The organism is Vibrio sp. Vb1554 (genome assembly GCF_033344235.1).
Genome location: NZ_JAWPOJ010000001.1, coordinates 64,572 through 83,148, shown reverse-complemented (window position 1 = coordinate 83,148; position 18,577 = coordinate 64,572). Strand labels below are relative to the sequence as shown.

Annotated in this window: 18 protein-coding genes; 11 read left to right on the top strand and 7 right to left on the bottom strand. The window is 42.5% G+C overall.

Features of this window, described 5'->3' with window-relative positions; translation table 11 throughout:
• Positions 1-71: 71 nt before the first annotated feature.
• Positions 72-533 carry a TetR/AcrR family transcriptional regulator gene (locus tag R8N28_RS00370; protein WP_005385033.1) on the bottom strand — a complete coding sequence of 154 codons (462 nt, stop codon included), beginning with the start codon at positions 531-533 and terminating at the stop codon, positions 72-74.
• Between the two features lie 607 nt (positions 534-1,140).
• Here R8N28_RS00370 and R8N28_RS00365 point away from each other — a divergent pair.
• A complete protein-coding gene (locus R8N28_RS00365; RefSeq protein ID WP_005385031.1) occupies positions 1,141-1,440 on the top strand; it encodes a YfcZ/YiiS family protein in 300 nt (99 codons plus the stop codon).
• A gap of 87 nt (positions 1,441-1,527) precedes the next feature.
• On the opposite strand, the gene R8N28_RS00360 is transcribed toward R8N28_RS00365, so the two are convergent.
• Positions 1,528-1,800 (bottom strand): YnjH family protein, encoded by a 273-nt coding sequence (locus R8N28_RS00360; protein WP_005375306.1) that lies wholly within the window; start codon positions 1,798-1,800, stop codon positions 1,528-1,530.
• A gap of 319 nt (positions 1,801-2,119) precedes the next feature.
• Between R8N28_RS00360 and R8N28_RS00355 the strand changes: the two genes are divergently transcribed.
• Positions 2,120-2,719: a hypothetical protein gene (locus R8N28_RS00355; protein WP_005375305.1), complete on the top strand. Its 600-nt coding sequence runs from the start codon at positions 2,120-2,122 to the stop codon at positions 2,717-2,719.
• A 73-nt stretch (positions 2,720-2,792) separates the two neighbouring features.
• Here R8N28_RS00355 and R8N28_RS00350 read toward each other — a convergent pair whose 3' ends face one another.
• The gene (locus tag R8N28_RS00350; protein WP_065275430.1) at positions 2,793-3,902 is read right to left on the bottom strand and encodes a 1-acyl-sn-glycerol-3-phosphate acyltransferase; all 1,110 of its coding nucleotides are present in this window, start codon (positions 3,900-3,902) and stop codon (positions 2,793-2,795) included.
• Positions 3,903-4,093: 191 nt separating this feature from the next.
• Here R8N28_RS00350 and R8N28_RS00345 point away from each other — a divergent pair, with 191 nt between their 5' ends.
• Entirely contained in the window at positions 4,094-4,702 is a 609-nt protein-coding gene (locus tag R8N28_RS00345; protein ID WP_065275431.1) for an AraC family transcriptional regulator, read from the top strand.
• 109 nt (positions 4,703-4,811) lie between these two features.
• Here R8N28_RS00345 and R8N28_RS00340 read toward each other — a convergent pair whose 3' ends face one another.
• Positions 4,812-5,294, bottom strand: a complete 483-nt coding sequence (locus tag R8N28_RS00340) for a hypothetical protein (protein WP_005375301.1) — start codon at positions 5,292-5,294, stop codon at positions 4,812-4,814.
• Positions 5,295-5,308: 14 nt separating this feature from the next.
• Positions 5,309-5,842, bottom strand: a complete 534-nt coding sequence (locus tag R8N28_RS00335) for a nicotinate-nicotinamide nucleotide adenylyltransferase (RefSeq protein ID WP_065275432.1) — start codon at positions 5,840-5,842, stop codon at positions 5,309-5,311.
• Between the two features lie 178 nt (positions 5,843-6,020).
• Here R8N28_RS00335 and nadE point away from each other — a divergent pair, with 178 nt between their 5' ends.
• Complete coding sequence (nadE, locus tag R8N28_RS00330; RefSeq protein ID WP_065275433.1) at positions 6,021-6,851, top strand: ammonia-dependent NAD(+) synthetase; 831 nt, start codon at positions 6,021-6,023, stop codon at positions 6,849-6,851.
• 99 nt (positions 6,852-6,950) lie between these two features.
• Here the strand turns inward: nadE and R8N28_RS00325 are convergent, their stop codons facing one another.
• Positions 6,951-8,768, bottom strand: a complete 1,818-nt coding sequence (locus tag R8N28_RS00325; RefSeq protein ID WP_065275434.1) for a hybrid-cluster NAD(P)-dependent oxidoreductase — start codon at positions 8,766-8,768, stop codon at positions 6,951-6,953.
• 267 nt (positions 8,769-9,035) lie between these two features.
• Here R8N28_RS00325 and R8N28_RS00320 point away from each other — a divergent pair, with 267 nt between their 5' ends.
• On the top strand, positions 9,036-9,200 hold the full coding sequence (locus R8N28_RS00320) for a YqaE/Pmp3 family membrane protein (RefSeq protein WP_005375297.1): 165 nt from the start codon (positions 9,036-9,038) through the stop codon (positions 9,198-9,200).
• A 155-nt stretch (positions 9,201-9,355) separates the two neighbouring features.
• Positions 9,356-10,384 (top strand): dihydroorotase, encoded by a 1,029-nt coding sequence (gene pyrC, locus R8N28_RS00315; protein ID WP_005385019.1) that lies wholly within the window; start codon positions 9,356-9,358, stop codon positions 10,382-10,384.
• Between the two features lie 95 nt (positions 10,385-10,479).
• Here pyrC and R8N28_RS00310 read toward each other — a convergent pair whose 3' ends face one another.
• A complete protein-coding gene (locus tag R8N28_RS00310; protein ID WP_065275435.1) occupies positions 10,480-11,385 on the bottom strand; it encodes a DUF808 domain-containing protein in 906 nt (301 codons plus the stop codon).
• A 172-nt stretch (positions 11,386-11,557) separates the two neighbouring features.
• Here R8N28_RS00310 and R8N28_RS00305 point away from each other — a divergent pair, with 172 nt between their 5' ends.
• The 5 genes from R8N28_RS00305 to R8N28_RS00285 all read left to right on the top strand — a co-directional run bounded on the left by R8N28_RS00305 (position 11,558) and on the right by R8N28_RS00285 (position 18,431).
• The gene (locus tag R8N28_RS00305) at positions 11,558-12,478 is read left to right on the top strand and encodes a M14 family metallocarboxypeptidase (protein ID WP_005375292.1); all 921 of its coding nucleotides are present in this window, start codon (positions 11,558-11,560) and stop codon (positions 12,476-12,478) included.
• Between the two features lie 761 nt (positions 12,479-13,239).
• Positions 13,240-14,184 (top strand): ABC transporter permease, encoded by a 945-nt coding sequence (locus tag R8N28_RS00300; RefSeq protein ID WP_033906772.1) that lies wholly within the window; start codon positions 13,240-13,242, stop codon positions 14,182-14,184.
• Positions 14,181-15,134 carry an iron chelate uptake ABC transporter family permease subunit gene (locus R8N28_RS00295; protein ID WP_053307879.1) on the top strand — a complete coding sequence of 318 codons (954 nt, stop codon included), beginning with the start codon at positions 14,181-14,183 and terminating at the stop codon, positions 15,132-15,134. Before R8N28_RS00300 ends, R8N28_RS00295 begins: the two co-directional genes overlap by 4 nt.
• A gap of 53 nt (positions 15,135-15,187) precedes the next feature.
• Positions 15,188-16,156 carry a siderophore ABC transporter substrate-binding protein gene (locus R8N28_RS00290; protein ID WP_053307880.1) on the top strand — a complete coding sequence of 323 codons (969 nt, stop codon included), beginning with the start codon at positions 15,188-15,190 and terminating at the stop codon, positions 16,154-16,156.
• A 94-nt stretch (positions 16,157-16,250) separates the two neighbouring features.
• Positions 16,251-18,431: a TonB-dependent receptor gene (locus R8N28_RS00285; RefSeq protein WP_318183311.1), complete on the top strand. Its 2,181-nt coding sequence runs from the start codon at positions 16,251-16,253 to the stop codon at positions 18,429-18,431.
• Positions 18,432-18,577: the final 146 nt, after the last annotated feature.

The window sequence follows — 18,577 nt, the reverse complement described above, 5'->3', positions numbered from 1 at the left end:
ACAAAGGCCCGCAATATAAGAATTGCGGGCCTTTGCTTTGATAGTGGCAGAATTTGGTGCTTTAAAGGCTATTACTTGCTCATTTGGATCAATGATCGACCAATCAACCACTCAAGCTCTTTGTCACCACCCGCACCAAACTGGCTTTCAACCATTTTGTATAAGCGGTCAATACCATTAGCAGCAAATTCTTGCGCATTTTCAGCGGTGACAATGTGATGGAATAGCAGTCGTAAAATCGCGAGAAACTCAGCATCTTCCAGCGCTTTAATCCAACTTTGTGAAAATGCATTTAATCCTTTATCAAACTCTAAGTGTTCAATAAACATTTTAAAGATACGGCCATCCAGTGCGGCGGTGAAGTCCGTTTTCTTAGGGAAGTGATGGCTAATACCGGTACGCGATATACCTGTCTGCTGGCTTAGCGTCGTGTACGACATTTTGTCGTAACCTAATCTGAGTAGCTGATCAATAACGGCATCCATGATCTTTTGGATAGTGATTTCGGTATCTTCTTTACTACGCTTTGGCATATTTTAAGCTCTTCTCTTTGTAAATCCATCTAACTCACTATTAAATGAGGCCAGAATGAAATCATTCTTAGCATTATACCCGGCTCGCCGATGCGGTTCGATTAGCGAAAACCTAGAAATCAGGTTGCTAAGCGCTGCACTTGAAAGCGCTTTGGGTATATGTATTGCGACTATTTAATATCATGTCGAGTTCCAAACCATAACGTCTTTACACTGCGTAATGTGTAATTTTCAGTTATGTTTTTGTCAATACATGCTACTCAAAATAAGGCGAAAAGTTAGTCTCATCAAAACCTTGCGCCAATTATTCATCGAAACTATTCAAAGACCAAGAATGATAATTATTAAAAATAATCAATCAAGAAATAGTCTTATAAATTAACCATTAGTTCAACTGGACTGAGCAAAATCTCGTCACTATGTTCGTTAATTGATTTTAAATGTTGATATATATCACATTAACGTTCTTGATGATTTAGTAATCCAATCTTTAACCCTTACTTAACAAGTGCCTATTCTGTTCCTTTTTTACGCAAAAGTCGTCATTTTTGTAGATACAGATCAAATACCTGATAGAATACCCTTAGTATTTACAAGAGGATTCGTTATGAGTGTCGAATTAGAAAAAAACCAAGTATGTGAGGCCTGCGGCTGTGCTGGCGAGATAGGCTTTATCATCAAAGAAGGTGACGAAGTTGCCGACGTAACGGTTTTCGCACAGACAAAAACAGAGCTAGAGTCTGAACTACAAAAATACATCGAGCTCGCTAAATCAGTATGTGCTGATGTTGAATACAATGTTTCAGAAATAACCGAAGAAGCGAACCAAGCGACGGCTCGATTCAAATTTGAAGTAAGTGCTGAAAAACTTATCTTTGAATTAAAAACTCGCTCACTCGCGCGTTAATGAAAAAAGCGAGCATGATGCTCGCTTTTATTTTTCCAATCTCTTAATCTTAAACCGCTCTAAATGAAACAGACAACTTCGGCGCGTTTATTTATCTTTTTTGAACACGACCCACTTTAACGAGCCATTGGTTTCAAAATCGTTCTCAGCGGTACACATCAGTAGTACGCCTTCAACATTAATCACGGCCCCTGTGGTGTAGGCTTTATCATCGTAGTAACAGATACGCTGACCTACCTTACCGTCAGCAACTATTAGCGCTTTGTTTTCTGGTGTACTGTATGATTTAGCAAAAACGGAACCCGACAGCAGTACTGCAAAAACACCAGCGGTAAAAATAGATACACTTTTTAACTTCATGAAAATCTCCCTCAAACCTCAATAATACTAACAAGGACCCTTGTGAAGTTCTTGGAAGAATCTCATATTATTCAAATATCTACTGATATTTTTCTCACCTCTACGCTTGAATCTGCTTCACATTCAATCATTTAATTTATCTCATTTTAGTAAGCTTGAAGTTACTTAGCGCAGTAAAGAAGCGCACACTTTTAGCGTGCATCTCTAATTTGAATATTTAAGTTATGAATCAAAAACTGTGAGCAAAAAATGCATAATAGGTTTATTTAAGTATAAGATAAGCACCTGTTGATCTCGGTATTTAACTAAATCTTTGACTATGCGTTTTGTTTCCCTATGCCTTACTTCAATCCTGCTCTGCTCGTCTCCTTTGGCATATGAGCTAGATTACTATTCTAAGTTTGGTCACATCGATAATTACGGCAATCTTGATCTTAGAAACAAGCCTTACACCCAACTCCCCTCTGGCCTAGTGGTAAAGGGCAACTTAAACATCTCACAAACCCCTATCAAAACCTTGCCCAAAGGGCTTGATGTTGAAGGCAGTCTGGAAGCAACTAACAGCGCACTCAAAGTTATTCGCTCAGGAACAAAGATAAAAGGCTATGCAAACCTACTAGGTAGTAAGATCGAAAACTGGCCTAAAGGCATAAAATTAGGCGGTTACCTAAACCTGACAGATACACCGCTAAAAGCGCTTCCAGCTAAACTTCGAGTAAAAGGTGATCTAAGTGTTATTCGCACTCCCATTTCTGATCTTCCTGAAGGATTAGTGGTTGATGGTAATCTCTATATTGGAGGATCAGCGCTGAAAGTATTTCCAGACACAATGACGGTGAAAGGGAATATCTATTTAGGTGGTAACAGGATCACAAAATGGCCCAGCAATTTAACCCTTGGTGGTGCCGTCGCACCTTAAAGAGCAGATAAACAAAAGCCCCGGCAGACCGAGGCTTTAAGGCATTCTGAATCAACGAGTTCAGTGACGAAGATTACTCTTGGTTATTCACAGGATTGGCATAGCTCGCCACCAAATAAGGTCTTGCTCCTTCAGGTAGCTGATCCAACTTATCCGAGAGATGACGCTTAACCGCTTCCGTAATGATGCTCGAATCTTCATGCCCAGCAGCTAACAAGTTGATTGGGTACAATTTGTAGTTGTTGTGAATTTGGCGGTCGATTTCACCAGCAAGAGCTTCCGGCGTTTCAAACTCTTGCTCAATCACATCACCAAACGCAACATGTACACGGCCTTTATAGCCAACGATACCTTGAATGATGCTTTCGATATCTTCAAATTCGCCTTTTTCATAGCGGCCATTTTCTGCTTTTTCGTACAGCTCTTTTGCTTTGGCAATGTCACATGGATCATTTTCATAGGCAATCGAGACAGGAACGATTTTCAGAGAACGCGTGTACTCACCAAAACTGATTTTTTGTTTACGACCTTCAACATGGAACATTTTTAAAATCGCAGGATCAGTAAAGTCGTTTCCATCTTTAGCACGACCTTCCTTTTGGGCAATCCAAATTGAATTGCCAGTATCAAGCGAATGTTTGATATAGCTTGACAGTTGTCCCAATGCTTTCATCATTTCTCTAGGCGCCTTAGCAGAGCGCTTAACGATGAAGCTCTTATTGAGTCGCATCAATTCTGTCGCACATGGCTTCTTCAGCAGGTTATCGCCAATCGCTATACGAACTGTACGGTGCCCACTTTGGTACAAGCCATAATTTACGAGCGCAGGGTCCATCGCAATATCACGGTGGTTAGAAACGAATAGGTATGACGTGTTTTTATCCAGCTTATCCAAACCAGAAAAAGTGACGCCATCCGTTGTCTTATTCAATGTATCTTTCAGATACTTCTTCACTTCAATCTGAATTGCTTCGACAGAATCAAGCTTGCTCCACTTGGCTTTCAGGTAGATTCGCAGGATCGGGCTCATTAGCGTTTTGAACCACGCTGCTTTATTAGCAAAGCGATGTTCTAGGATAGCAGTGATAAATTCATCATCTTGGATTAGACGATCCAGCGCTGCTGGAATTTCTTCGTCGTTGTAAGGACGAATTTCAATATAAGGATCGGTATTGGCTGTCATTGTTCATTACATATCAAAAAAAGCTGGCACATTTTACGCATAGTTTTGCTGACAAGCAGCATTTCAACCCATACTTTTAACATGGTCATACCAGTTAAGCCACCATTTATCATGCTAAAAAATTCTCTCAACAGGTTGGAATCGTATGGGTTTAACGTTACCCTTAGCGCCAAAAAACACTGGTACTCATAATGAACTACGCAATTGAATTTCACGACGCTAAATACCCCTTTCTTGATGTAGCTGCGCGTAAAAAAGCACTGAAGCACAGTCTACTATCTGTCATCGAAGGGTTAGCCGTCATTAAATTGGGTAAGCAGGAGTATGCCATTGAACCAGGCCAATATTTTTGGATTCCTCAAGGATGTTTGAGCTCCCTCACCTTTTTACCTAATTCTCGTGTATATCGTTGTGATTTTTCTGTGCGTTTAAATGACGACTTCTCACAACAGGCGGGCTTTGTGAAGCCTTCACCGCTACTAAAAGCGCTCGTCGAGAAGCTAGCAACAACTGCCGAACGCTCGGATCTGCAAACCGATCTACTGACAGTAGTAAGACATGAAGTATTGACGCTGTCTCCTAAACTAGCGCACTCAACGTTAACGAGAACCATCAATCAATGGACTCCTGGCTGTGACATGAATATTTCTAAAGAGCTTTGCTTGGTACTAACACTACGTGAAGCAAGAAAAATGAAACTGTCGGGGAAGAAGGAAGAGCAAATTGTTGACTCTCTTTTTGCTGGTAACACCGAAGAATATGAACAGCTTTGCTTTTTAGTCTTTGGAGAAACGCTATAACTTGCTCTTCAACAAGCTACGTCTTCAGCATTACGGACACAGAAAGTAGATTAAAACAAAAAGGGCGTACATTGATAATGTACGCCCTTTTTTCATTTGCTTGAGATGTCTAGAAAGGTACTTCTATCTGCATCATCCAGTCAGCGTCATAATATTCGTGCCAACGATAATCAAACCGCATTCTTGGCTGTCCGTCTGATTTATCACCAAAACCAACGCTGAACATCAACCCGTGACTACGAAGCCACTCTTCTGTATCCATTTTACTCTCTTCGTCTCGGAGCTCTTCCGGCATCCAAAAACCAAGACCAAAGTAATTCTTTTCTAAGTTTTGAGTTAGAAGTGGGGTCTCTTCCGGCTTAATCGCCCACTCCTCCCAATAGTTTTCTGTTGGTCCTTCAAGCTTCGCTTCCGCTGCATACCAAATCAATGCTTCAGTACTTAACACGCCGATGGAATCTAAAATTTCTTCACAGATAGGAAGAGTGTTATCTTCAAACACCACGGAACGATCAGAAAAATAGTTACACGCGGAATGAGCTTGTGTCACCACAAGCAGCGCACATGCACTAAATAAAACGACTCTGACCATGAAAATCTGACCTCTCAGTTCCCAGACAATGTTTCTCTGTATAAGCCTTTACTAAGTAATAAATCACGTACGGAAGGTGTTGTATAGGCGCCGATCTCTTCACCCTCGGCCAATGCTTTGCGAATATCTGTGCTTCTTACTTTTACTTTTTCAGGACATGCCATAACAGTCCAACGTTCCGTAATCTCTTCAGCTCTACTAAATTTAGCAAATTTGAAGAAATTATCAGGACCAATGACAAAAGTTATATCGGCAGTTGGGTAGATTTCTTGAATTTTTTCTAACAACGCATAGGTCGTCACACTTTGTCCAGGTTGGTATAAAGCTTGCTCTGCATCAGAACGCTGAACATTAGAAAGCCCCATATCCTTGATGAACACATCAACCATTTTGCACCGAGTTGGGTAATCAAGCATGTTCTTGCCCCAAGCGTGTGCAATGCTTGGCTCAAGTAGCACAAGATCAAAGTGGCTCAAAGACTCAATAACACTTTTATGCCCTAAACTAGGTGGGTTAAATGCACTACCAAAAATGGCGATTTTTTTCATATCCGGTGATTACCTGGTTGAAGAGAGTTTTCTAATCTGATGATTTCGGTATGATACTACTAATCTTTACAGCTTTTGACCCTAAAGTCGCGTTTAATGAGCCTCAACTGTATGGTTTATCACCATTTGAGCAAATGCGCTTTAGAGTCTGAAATATTTGCAGGAAAAGGAACCCTAAATGGAACAATCCATCCGTGACGAAATGCGCGTACTCCCTTCAATTGATCCGCATTTTGAAATTGAACGCCGTGTCGCTTTTATTAAGCGTAAATTGCAAGAAGCGGGCTGTAAGTCTCTTGTTCTTGGCATCAGCGGTGGCGTTGACTCAACGACATGTGGTCGTTTAGCTCAGTTGGCTGTAGACCAACTAAACGAAGAAGCGGGCAACAATAGCTACCAATTTATCGCAGTTCGCCTGCCTTACGGGGAGCAAAAAGATGAAGATGAGGCTCAGCTCGCTCTGTCTTTTATCCAGCCAACCCATTCTGTATCGGTGAACATCAAAGCAGGTGTTGACGGGCTTCATTCGGCTTCTCACGTTGCATTAGAAGGCACAGACCTTCTACCAACTGATGCAGAAAAAGTCGACTTCGTAAAAGGCAATGTAAAAGCGCGTGCTCGCATGGTTGCTCAATACGAGATCGCGGGCTACGTAGGCGGCCTTGTTCTTGGTACTGATCACTCAGCAGAAAACATCACTGGTTTCTACACTAAATTTGGTGATGGCGCTTGTGACATGGCACCATTGTTCGGATTAAGTAAGCGCCAAGTTCGTGAAGTGGCTGCTACATTGGGTGCACCTGAGCAACTAGTGAAGAAAGTGCCAACGGCAGACTTAGAAGAGCTTGCTCCACAGAAAGCAGACGAAGATGCCCTAAGCCTAACTTACGAGCAAATCGACGACTTCTTAGAGGGCAAACCTGTTCCACAGCAAGTGAGTGACCGTCTGGTAGCGATTTACAAAGCAACGCAGCACAAACGCCAGCCAATCCCGACGATTTACGACTAAGCGATATTTTCAGCTCTCTTTAAAACTCAAAACGCTGCTAAAAATAGCAGCGTTTTTTGTCTAGGAACAGTTTTTGTCGAAGGACAAAATTGCTCTCGCCTAGTTGGTTACTGTTACGTCCGTCTCTGGCACAGCACAACACGCCAATACGGTTCCCATTGCACGTTCCTCATCTGTCAACGCAGGCACGTCCGGATGATGTACTTGACCCGACGTAAGCTGAACCTTACACGCGCCGCATAAGCCAGCACGACAGCTATTGCTAACAACCTTCCCTGCGTCTTCAAGCTGATCTAACAACGTTTTCTGATTATTCCCTACAACTTTCGTCCCATTGAAATCGATCGCTATGCTCTTCTCTGGTCTTGAAGTGACTGAAGATACGCCAAACGCTTCTTGATGGTAGTTTTCTTCTGGCAGCCCTTTTCTTAGCAGGAGATTTTTCGCTTTCTCCATAAAACCATCAGGACCACACACAAACACTTGGCGCTGTTCAACATCTTTGATTTGCTTAATGTGTGACAAACTTAAACGCCCTTTCAAACCAAACCAATCAACAGCAGGTTGCGTTAAACAGACTTTTACTTCTAGCGCTGGGTGCTCACGCTTTAACTGCTCCAACTCTGAGCGACAAGGAATATCATTCTCGGTGCGACATTGATGGTAGAAAACCACGTTATCCAACTGATTGTGATCCGCTAAGTAACGCACCATTGATAACATTGGTGTTACTCCACTACCCGCAGAGAGTAACAACAGAGGCTGCGCTTCATGCGTTTTAAGGTGGAACTGACCGTCAGGTTGTTCTGCCTCTAAAACATCACCGACTTGTAAGTTGTCTAAGAGTGAGTTAGAGACTCTTCCACCCGCGATACGCTTTACAGAAATAGCATAACGACCCGGGCGAGAAGGACTGGATGACAAGGTATAGCGTCGACCCACTTTCTTACCATCAATATTCACCTCTATTGGTAGGTGTTGTCCTGGCAAGTAATTAGGCAACGAACCTTTGTTTGGCTCTAACCATAAGGTCACAAAGTCTTGGGCAATTTCTTCACGCTCAACACATGTAAGCTTCATGCGCACTGGCGAGTTATCTGCGTAAAACTCCGGCTCTTTGTACTCCAATACTTCAACTTTATCGCCTTGACGAATAATGCCTTCATTTCGCGCGACAAGATTCTGGCCAAAGAACACACCACCGACATCGTTTGCACGGAACTGTTGCAAGGTTTTGAGCGGCTCTTTGCTCTCACGGAATGTGCCTCTTTGGGTATTCACCGTAGTCAGGATACAGCGCTCGCAAGGTTTGAGAGACTCAAACTCTACCTCACCGATTCGTATGCGCTTCCATGAATCTTCTTCAAATGGCTTAGTATCAGAGACAACTAAGTTAGTACGAAACTGATCCATTGAGTGTAGCTCTGAACTTCTTCGGTTCAGCTCATCAAGTGAAGCTTGGCTGATCACTAAAACCGGATAACCATCAGCAAAACTGACGTTTTGACCTAGCTTTTCACGGACACGATTCGATTGCTCACCACTAAACAACAACTCAACGCGTTGCCCCAACACACGACTAAACCAGTCATCTGCATCATCTGTCGTGGTATAGGCAGTAAACGTATCTTTCCAAACCGTTGCAGGTGTCTCCTGCATTTTGAAATCTTGGTAACGGATTTTAAGTGGCTCCATACCCAAACTACTAAACACCACTCCATCGGACAATAAGGCAGACTTAATGGTTACCATTTGCGGATACTTTCGCGCAGTGATCATCGAGCCATCAGCTTTCGCAATCATAAAGCGACGATCGAAGCTCAATCCTTGCTTCTCAACCCATACGGACGACAGCGATAATCCGCCAACTGACTTAACCGGAAAAACATTAATTTGGGATAAAACGGGTTGCGACATGGCCTTCTTCCTACGGGTGTTTTTTATTTGTTGCGGTATTGTATACTCAAATCACATTAAGTTGCAGAGTCTGCTGCCTCTTCATCCATTTCAACTTTCTCGAAACCATATTCTTATAAATTTGGTTTTAGTGACAAGTATTTACTACACTCAATATTCGCGTTTTTTAACACCGTTCTGACCAAATACCGTTTGATAAAGTGTGATACGACACACATAATTCACCCAAGTTATCACTACTCCCATTTATCGATTTGGAGCTTAATTATGGATACAAGAAAACTGGTTCTGATTTTGTTATGTATCTTTCTTCCGCCTGTCGCGGTGTTTATGGAGAAAGGTCTAAATAAAGACTTTTTGATTAATCTAATATTGACGTGTTTCTTCTTTCTACCAGGTACGATCCACGCGCTTTGGTTAACAATGAAGTAACCACTTACACTCTCACTCTTTATAAAATTGAAAAATGGGATGAAATATGAGGGCAATTCCTCTATCATCCTGTCGCCTAAGCGCAAGCGTTTGCTCAAAAGCAAATACGGCGCTTAGGCTCCAATCAGACAACTTTTCAATGGTGGGAGCAATTAATGACAACACTGACTATCACTCGTCCTGACGACTGGCACGTTCACTTACGCGATGGGGAAGTTCTTAAAGACACCGTTCGCGACATCAGCCGCTACAATGGCCGTGCGCTGATTATGCCAAATACCGTCCCACCTGTTACTACAACTGAGCTCGCCCTAGCCTACCGTGACCGAATTCTCAAAGAGCAACATGGCGAACAGTTTGAGCCTTTAATGGCGCTTTACCTTACAGATAACACGACACCAGACGAAATACGTAAGGCTAAAGCAACCGGACACATTGTTGCTGCCAAGCTCTATCCTGCTGGCGCCACAACAAACTCAGATTCCGGTGTGACCAATGCGAAAAACATTTATCACGTTTTAGAAGCAATGGAAGAAGTAGGAATGTTACTTTTGGTTCATGGGGAGGTAACACATCACGATGTTGATATATTCGACCGAGAAAAAGAATTCCTTGATACCGTCCTCGCTCCTATCGTCAATGATTTCCCTAATCTTAAAATCGTACTAGAACATATCACCACCGCCGACGCAGCAAACTTCGTTAACAATGCCTCAGACAACGTAGCGGCTACCATCACTGCCCACCACCTTCTTTTCAACCGTAACCACATGCTTGTGGGTGGTATTAAACCTCATTTCTACTGTTTGCCAATTCTTAAGCGCGGAACCCACCAGCAAGCGCTGATCGAAGCAGCAACTAGTGGTAGCAAGAAGTTTTTCCTAGGTACAGACTCAGCGCCACATGCGAAAGGGGCAAAAGAATCGGCTTGCGGTTGTGCTGGTTCTTACACTGCACACGCTGCGCTAGAGCTTTATGCAGAAGTCTTCGAAAAAGAAGGCAAGTTGGAAAACTTGGAAGCTTTCGCAAGCTTCAACGGTCCTGATTTTTACGGCATTGCACGTAACACAGATACAGTAACGTTAGAAAAATCCGCTTGGGATGTGCCAGAAACGATGCCATTTGGCAATGATATCGTTGTGCCTATTCGAGCAAATGAACAGATCGAGTGGAAAGTGAAGTAAGTACTTTACTGACGTTTCACCCATAAAACAGGGTCATGCTTTTTGTAAAAAGAAGTCATGACCCTTGTTATTATCGTCTCATGTTTTAGATGTGATTATTGACCACGAAGCTTTTCAACCATCGTCCATACCGCAACCACAACCAACCCCGCCACAAAGCCGATAATACCGTTCAGTAAAATAGGCAAAATGGCTGTAGCAACCGAATGACCACTAAAGTTCATAATAATCGGCTCTACAAAGTGATGAATGGCTGGCACGTTGTGCACCACAATTCCTCCACCCACCAAAAACATCGCAGCAGTTCCTACAATGGTTAACAACTTCATCAACTTTGGTGCAAAAGCGACCAAGGCCCCTCCGACTTTCGCTACCCAACCTTTACCGTTTGAGCGACTTTCAAGGTAAAGGCCTAAATCATCTAGCTTCACAATCCCAGCGACTAGTCCATAAACTCCAACCGTCATAATCACTGCAATTAAACTGACAACTAAAATTTGCGTAACAAGACTGGCTCCTGTCACGGTACCTAACGCAATCACGATGATTTCTGCTGAAAGGATAAAGTCTGTCCGAATCGCACCAGAAACTTTACGCTTTTCATACTCTTCTATCGACTCGCCAGTATTAACTAGCTCATCTTCTTCTTCGTGCGGATGCGAGTGAGGAAACACTTTCTCAAGTACTTTCTCTGTCCCTTCAAAGCAGAGAAATAAGCCGCCAATTAGCAATAATGGCATGATAAGCCATGGAATAATCGCGCTAATAAGTAAAGCTGAAGGAACTAAAATCAATTTATTTTTGAATGAGCCTTTTGCAACCGCCCAAACCACTGGAATCTCTCGCTCAGATGCAACACCAGACACTTGTTGAGCGTTTAACGCTAGATCATCTCCCAACACACCTGCGGTTTTCTTTGCCGCCATTTTTGACATTAAGGCGACATCATCAAGCACCGTGGCAATATCGTCCAACAGTGTGAGTAAACTTGCTCCAGCCATTTTTTGTCTCTTATATGAAATTGAGTAAGTAACAAAATGTAACACCAATGAATCACTCATCAAAGTGATGATTTTGCAAAGAATACCACCCCAAATGGTGTTTTATATTGCTGTAAAGATAAGACAGGTCTAGTCTTGTGATACCTTTCAGCAGTCAAAAGAAAAAGTATAGATGAAAAGTGGATACATTTACCCGATCGGTACTCCTGGCCAACCTTGGAACGAAGAAGAACGTAAAGCTTGGTTAGCAACGCAAGAAGTAAAACGTAGCTACCAAGATGAAGTCGTCAGTAAAATCGATGCCCTACGCGAGCGTTTTGATGTTGAACAATATGGTGCGCTCTCATACAACGAGGCACGCTTCCCTCTGTTTTGTATCAAAACACGCAATTGGGATTCAACTAAGCCTGTTGTGTTGGTCACAGGCGGCGTGCACGGTTACGAAACCAGCGGTGTACATGGCGCATTAAAGTTTGTAGAAACAGAAGCAGAACGCTATGCAGAGCATTTCAATATTGTCGTTGCACCCTGCGTAAGCCCTTGGGGTTACGAGGTGATCAACCGCTGGAATCCAAACGCGATTGATCCAAACCGCTCTTTCTATAAGGATAGCCCTGCCGAAGAGTCCGCTAACCTCATAAAGCTAGTTGCAACTTTAGGCGATGTGTTAATGCACATTGATCTACATGAAACGACAGATTCTGACGAAACTGAGTTCCGTCCAGCCTTAGCTGCTCGTGATGGTATTGAGTACATTGAAGGTATGATCCCAGATGGATTTTACACGGTGGGAGATAGTGAAAACCCTCAGCCTGACTTCCAAAAAGCGGTCATTGAGTCAGTTGCAAAAGTGACTCACATTGCACCAGCAGATGAAAACGGCGAAATCATTGGTTCACCCGTCGTACAGTTTGGCGTTATCAACTACCCAATGGTAAAACTGGGCCTGTGTGGCGGCGTAACAAATTGCGTTTACGGCACGACAACGGAAGTGTACCCAGACAGCCCAACGGTGACCGACGAAGAATGCAACGATGCACAGGTTGCAGCCGTAGTTGGTGGTTTGAATTACGTACTAAGTAAGCTCGAATAACACAGGTTAACAATAAAGCAACTGACGATGTCTTTGAATTGTGAATCAGCTTTACTTTGCTCCAAAAGCAAGTTGAGACATTAATCCGCTAGTTTATTAGAAATTACCGCATTAACATCGCTAACACTGAAGATGCGAAGCATCACGACTTTATGACGCTATTTTAATGCGGTATCTAATAAATCCTAAAATACAAACGACATCTAGACATCATCGTCACTACTAACTCCTCTTCCTGAACAAACTATCGTCATACCATTTAAATCAAACCTCAACCAACGAGCTTCTGAAGCGAAAAACATCCTTAAACAATAAGAAAGCTTAATGCTCTTTGGCTTTATTTTTTAATCACTTACCCAAAAGCACATGCATTAGCCATTGCCTTGTTTTTTATACGCGATTGATCTTTTTAGAGAAACACATATGAACTTCATTGCTTAACCGAAAAAACAAAGATATAATGAAAATAATTATCATTTGTATTTTAATTTTAAATCGAGAACCTCTTTCTCTTTGCATTGAAAGCGGCACTTTTCTTTTGCTAGTTAATCCAGTTTTAAAGCCAAATCAGCACGTTGAATTTTTAGGTATGGCCTAGTGATACTTTGAGGGCTGGATTGTGACCTTAATGTTTATAAAAAATAACTTGGTTATGTTTTGTTGGAATTTAGAACCTATATGCGAATAGATATTCATTATTCGTATTCCATCCCCAAGTCATAAGTTAAGAGAAACTCACTTTATTTTGGGGCAGATTCTGTATGAGTATTCACGTAGTAAGCCTGTTTTTTATACTGTGCTTAACTTCAATTTTCGTCGGCGCAAACCAACTAGATTGGTCGTTATTGCTGACCATGGATGACAAAGCTTGGCTACCGATTACTGCTAGCAGATTACCAAGGCTAATCGCACTAATTCTTACCGGATCTGGTCTCGCAATATGTGGTGTTATTCTTCAACATATTGTTAGAAATCGTTTTGTTGAGCCGGGCACCACAGGCGGTATCGATGCGGCAAAGCTCGGTATTTTGGTATCTATCGTCATGCTTCCATCCTCAGACAAGCTTGAACGTATGCTCTTCGCCGTACTATTTTGCTTCGCCGCTGGCCTTATCTACATTGCCATCGTACGAAAAATTAAATTCAGTAACTCTGCGTTAATACCTGTGATTGGGCTTATGTTTGGTAGTGTACTAAGTGCTATAGCGGAGTTTTATGCTTATCAAAACAACATCTTACAGAGTATGTCCGGTTGGTTAATGGGAGATTTCTCCAAAGTGGTCCAAGAACACTATGAAATAATTTTCTTGATTTTACCCATCACCCTACTGACTTACTTATATGCACATAAGTTTACTGTGATGGGAATGGGCGAAGATGTTGCGTCCAACTTAGGAATTAATATTGCGTTCACTGCCGCCTTGGGTCTAATGCTAGTTTCCGTGACAGTTGCTATAACAGTGGTGACCGTAGGTGCCATTCATTTTATCGGTTTAGTCATACCTAACCTAGTCGCACTAAAATATGGCGATCACCTTAAAAACACCCTACCAATCGTTGCACTAGGCGGCGCTTCGTTACTTATTTTTTGCGATGTCATAGGCAGAGTTGTTGCCTTTCCTTTTGAAGTCCCAATTGGATTAACAGCCAGTGCTATCGGGGGAGTCATGTTTCTTGTGTTTCTTTTGAAAGGAGCACGAGTATGAGATCACATTACTCAAACATGCGAGTGAGCATTATACTCGTTTGCATACTGTCTATCGCCTTTATCTTTACAAGCTCTGGGTGGGATTTTGATTACGTCATCCCTAAGAGGCTGATTAAACTTGGTGCCATAGTTATTGGGGGCAGCTGCGTGGCCATCTCTGCTGTTATTTTCCAAGCTTTAGCTGGTAATCGTATTCTTACGCCATCCATTATGGGATATGAGTCGGTTTATCTGGTTTGGCAAACCCTACTCTTATTACTAGGGGGCACTTCTGGCATTGCTACATTAGGTGTTGTCGGTAATTTCGCTGTCTCTGCAATACTCATTCTGTTGTATTCCTTAGCGATTCAATCTTGGGTACTCAATAGATTTAAACATGACATGCACCAAGTTCTGCTGATTGGCTTTGTTTTGACAATGGTGCTGACAACTCTTGCTCAATTTATCCAGCTCAGAATAAGCCCTGGAGAATTCTCTATCCTTCAAGGGCTCAGCTATACCTCGTTTGAGCGAGCGAAACCTTCTACGTTACTTTTTTCCAGTATTGCGTTAAGCGTTTTGGCACTCTTTGCTAACAGATGGTCACGCGAGCTAGATGTGATAGGTCTAGGTCGAGACCAAGCGATGTCATTAGGACTAAATGATAAGCAATATGTACCAAAGTTCTTTGCTGTAATCGCCATTTTAGTAGCAATTTCGACGAGCTTGATTGGCCCAACGGCTTTTATGGGAATTTTTATTGCCAATATTGCTTATTCCGTTACTAGCGCACCGAACTACAGACACATATTGCTCGTTGCTTGTGCTATTGCAATTGTCATGTTCTTGTCTGGTCAACTTCTGGTAGAGCACTTATTTAACTTTAAAACCACCGTCTCTATTTTGGTGAATGTCCTTTGTGGGGGATATTTCCTAGCCATCACGATAAGAACAAGAAGCCAAATATGAAAACTGTTACTCGCCTGTTTAAAGACAACTCACTGACAAAAAGGAAATACCCCATGTTTAATAGCCCCCTACGTTTGAGTATCGCGCTTGCTTGCTGCGCTCTAGGAACCTTATCAGGTTGCGAGCCGGAAATAACTAAAATTGAAGATACTCAGCCATTAGAAAAGCTCATCGTGATTGAACACAATCTCGGAGCAACTACTATTTCTCATCGCCCTCAACGAGTGGCAGCATTAGATATGAACGAAGTGGACTTTTTAGATCAGCTAAATGTTCCAATCTCAGGAATGGTGAAAGACTTTGTTCCTCACTTTCTAGCGAAATACAAAGACACACCTGAGATAGCGGATCTTGGTGCGATAGTTCAGCCTAATATGGAAAAGATCTATGCCCTAAAACCAGATCTCGTATTGATGACTCCGCTACATGCTAATCAGTATGAAGAACTCTCTCAACTCGCTCCGACTTTACATTTTGACATCAACTACCGTAATAGTCGTGACCATCACGTCGATACCATTAAGAAACACCTTGTAGAGCTTGGTGAGATCTTTGAAAAGCAGGAGCTAGCCCAACAGAAAGTTGCCGAAATCGATGCAAAAGTCGCAGAAGTGCGCGCTGTTACGAAAGAGCGTTCTGAAAAAGCTTTGGTTGTCATGCATAACAATGGTGCTTTCAGCTCATTTGGCGTTGAGTCTCGTTATGGCTTCGTTTTCGATGTTCTGGGGGTAAAACCAGCGAGTGAAAAAGTGGAGACAGGTTTGCATGGTCAGCCAATTTCTAGCGAGTTCATTAGCCAAGCTGATCCAGACATTCTTTACATCATTGATCGAACAGCAGTAATGGAAGGAAAGCCTGTCATTGATGCGGAACACTTAGCAAACCCACTACTCCGTCAAACCAAAGCATGGAAAAACGACAACGTCGTTTTTGTTGATGCCGATGCTTGGTACATCACTTCAGCAAGCATCACATCTCTGAAAATCATAATTGAAGACATCCTAAAAGGTTACCAAAGCTAAATCTAATAACAATGAGTTGGATCTTAAGTAATTCAACACTCAATCGACGTCAGAACGGATGTGAGCTAGCCCAAACAAAGAAAAGGAATCTATAATGACTCATGACTATCATCAGATAGCGATGGACTCTTCACAGAAAAACAAACCAAGCCCATGTCATATCGCCCTCTTTATTTCACTTCAATTTAGTACTTTTGTCGTACCAATTAGTATCGCTCAAGCTGAAGAAGTCGTAGATGAATCAATGACAGTTTATGGTGAAGCAAACAGAGTTTATGCCGCTGGCAAAGTTTCTCACGCGAGTAATATAGGAATGCTTGGCGACAAAAACTTCATGGAAACGCCTTTCAATACGATTGGATACACAGAAAAACACATTCAAGACCAACAAGCACGCGATATCTCAGATGTAATCTCAGCTTCTGATCCCTCTGTTTTCACCAGCGGTGAAACCGGCTTAAACAAAGAAAGTTTCAAAATAAGAGGTTTCAACTCAGACATTAGCGACGTTATGCTTAATGGATTGTATGGTATCGCTCCTTATTACCGAACCTCTCCTGAAATGTATCAACGTATTGATGTACTTAAAGGTCCTGCTTCTTTGCTCAACGGTATGCCACCGAATGGATCTGTTGGTGGCACCATCAACTTAGTGACAAAAAGAGCACAAGAAACACCAATCACATCTTTCACCGGCAGCTACTTACCGGACACTCAATTCGGAGGACATATCGATATTGGACGTCGCTTTGGTACAAATGAAGAATTTGGTATTCGTTTCAACGGTGCATTTAAAGATGGAGACACCGCGATAAACAACCAAAGCAACAAAACTCAACTTGCATCATTAAGCCTTGATTGGCGTAATGACATTGCTTTCCTTGAAGCAGATTTTTACTACAGTACAGAGCGAGTTGAAGGTGCAAACCGTGGGTTAAGCATCGCTTCTGGTCTCAAAATCCCATCACCTCCTCCATCTGACACATTATTGACGCCAAGTTGGGCCTACAATGATAGCGAAGATAAAGGGATGATGATTCGCGGGGAGCTAAGCGTTAGTGACTCTGTAACTGTATACAGCGCATTGGGTGGTAGCCGTACAGATTTTCATTCAAATGTACCGCAACGAATCAAAATCATCGATAACGAGGGTAACCTAGAGGTATCTCTCGGATCAGTTAATCTTGAGAACAAACGGACTTCAGGTGAGATAGGTGTTCGTAGCAACTTTGACACTGGCCCAGTAGAACACCACCTTGTACTGAATAGTACTTACTTTAGAGAAGATAAAAATGATTCTCCAACAGGTAATAATAATCCAGCCCCTTGGAACTCGAATATTTATGATCCTGTTTGGGGACCAGAAAATTCAGTTTACGACAACTACTATGGTTCACCTATCGATTCAACTCAGGTCAGCTATGGCATTGCCGATACGTTATCTTTTGTTGATGGGAAATACCAAATCACGCTCGGCTTGCGTTACCAGAGCATTGATTATGAATCTGGAATAATAATGAACGGAATGTCGCTTCCTACCACCAAGTTTAAGGAAAGTACTTACACTCCCGCACTTGCAGCATTATACAAAGTTTCGAGCTCAGTTTCGCTTTATGGTAACTACACCGAAGGCTTAACGAATGGGAAAACAGCAGGCTCTAGCGCTGCAAACGCAGGAGAGGCTTTTGAACCCCAAAAAACCAAACAGACTGAAGCAGGCGTGAAGCTTGACCTGGACGGCTTTGCTCATACGTTCAGTTTATTTGAGATTAAAAAGCCAAATGGGTACCAAGATCCGGATACCAACATTTTTTCTTTCGGTGGTGAACAGCGCAATCGCGGTATTGAATGGGGGTTCTACGGCACACTATCAAAGGACTATACACTCATCGGTGGTATCGCCTATACAGATGCAGAGATTACAAAAGCAACAGATGTGACAGAGGAGGGGAAACAAGCAACTAAGCTACCCGATTTACAAGCTAAACTCGCATTAGAATGGAACCTCCCTGCGATGCGTGATCTCACGCTTATCGGCCAAGCGAACTATATGTCTGAACAATACATTGATGCACAAAACACTCAGGCATTACCTGCACAGACTATTCTTGATCTTGGCGCACGCTACAACTCAAATATTGCTGAAACAAGCGTGGTTTGGCGCCTTAGCGTAAACAATGTACTGGATGAAGATTACTGGACAACCACCCACTATGCGGACCTAGCTCTTGGCGCACCACGTACAGTGATGCTGTCAGCTACTGCGGATTTCTAATCCCTCCACCTCCCCTTTAGCCTGCCTTCTAAGGGGGACTTACTCCCATTTGGCTGTTCATGAAAATTCACAACAAATCAAAGGAAGTACTCATCTTCAACATTCAAGCAGACAAAGAGCTCGCAACACCTACGGCCAAAGTTAAT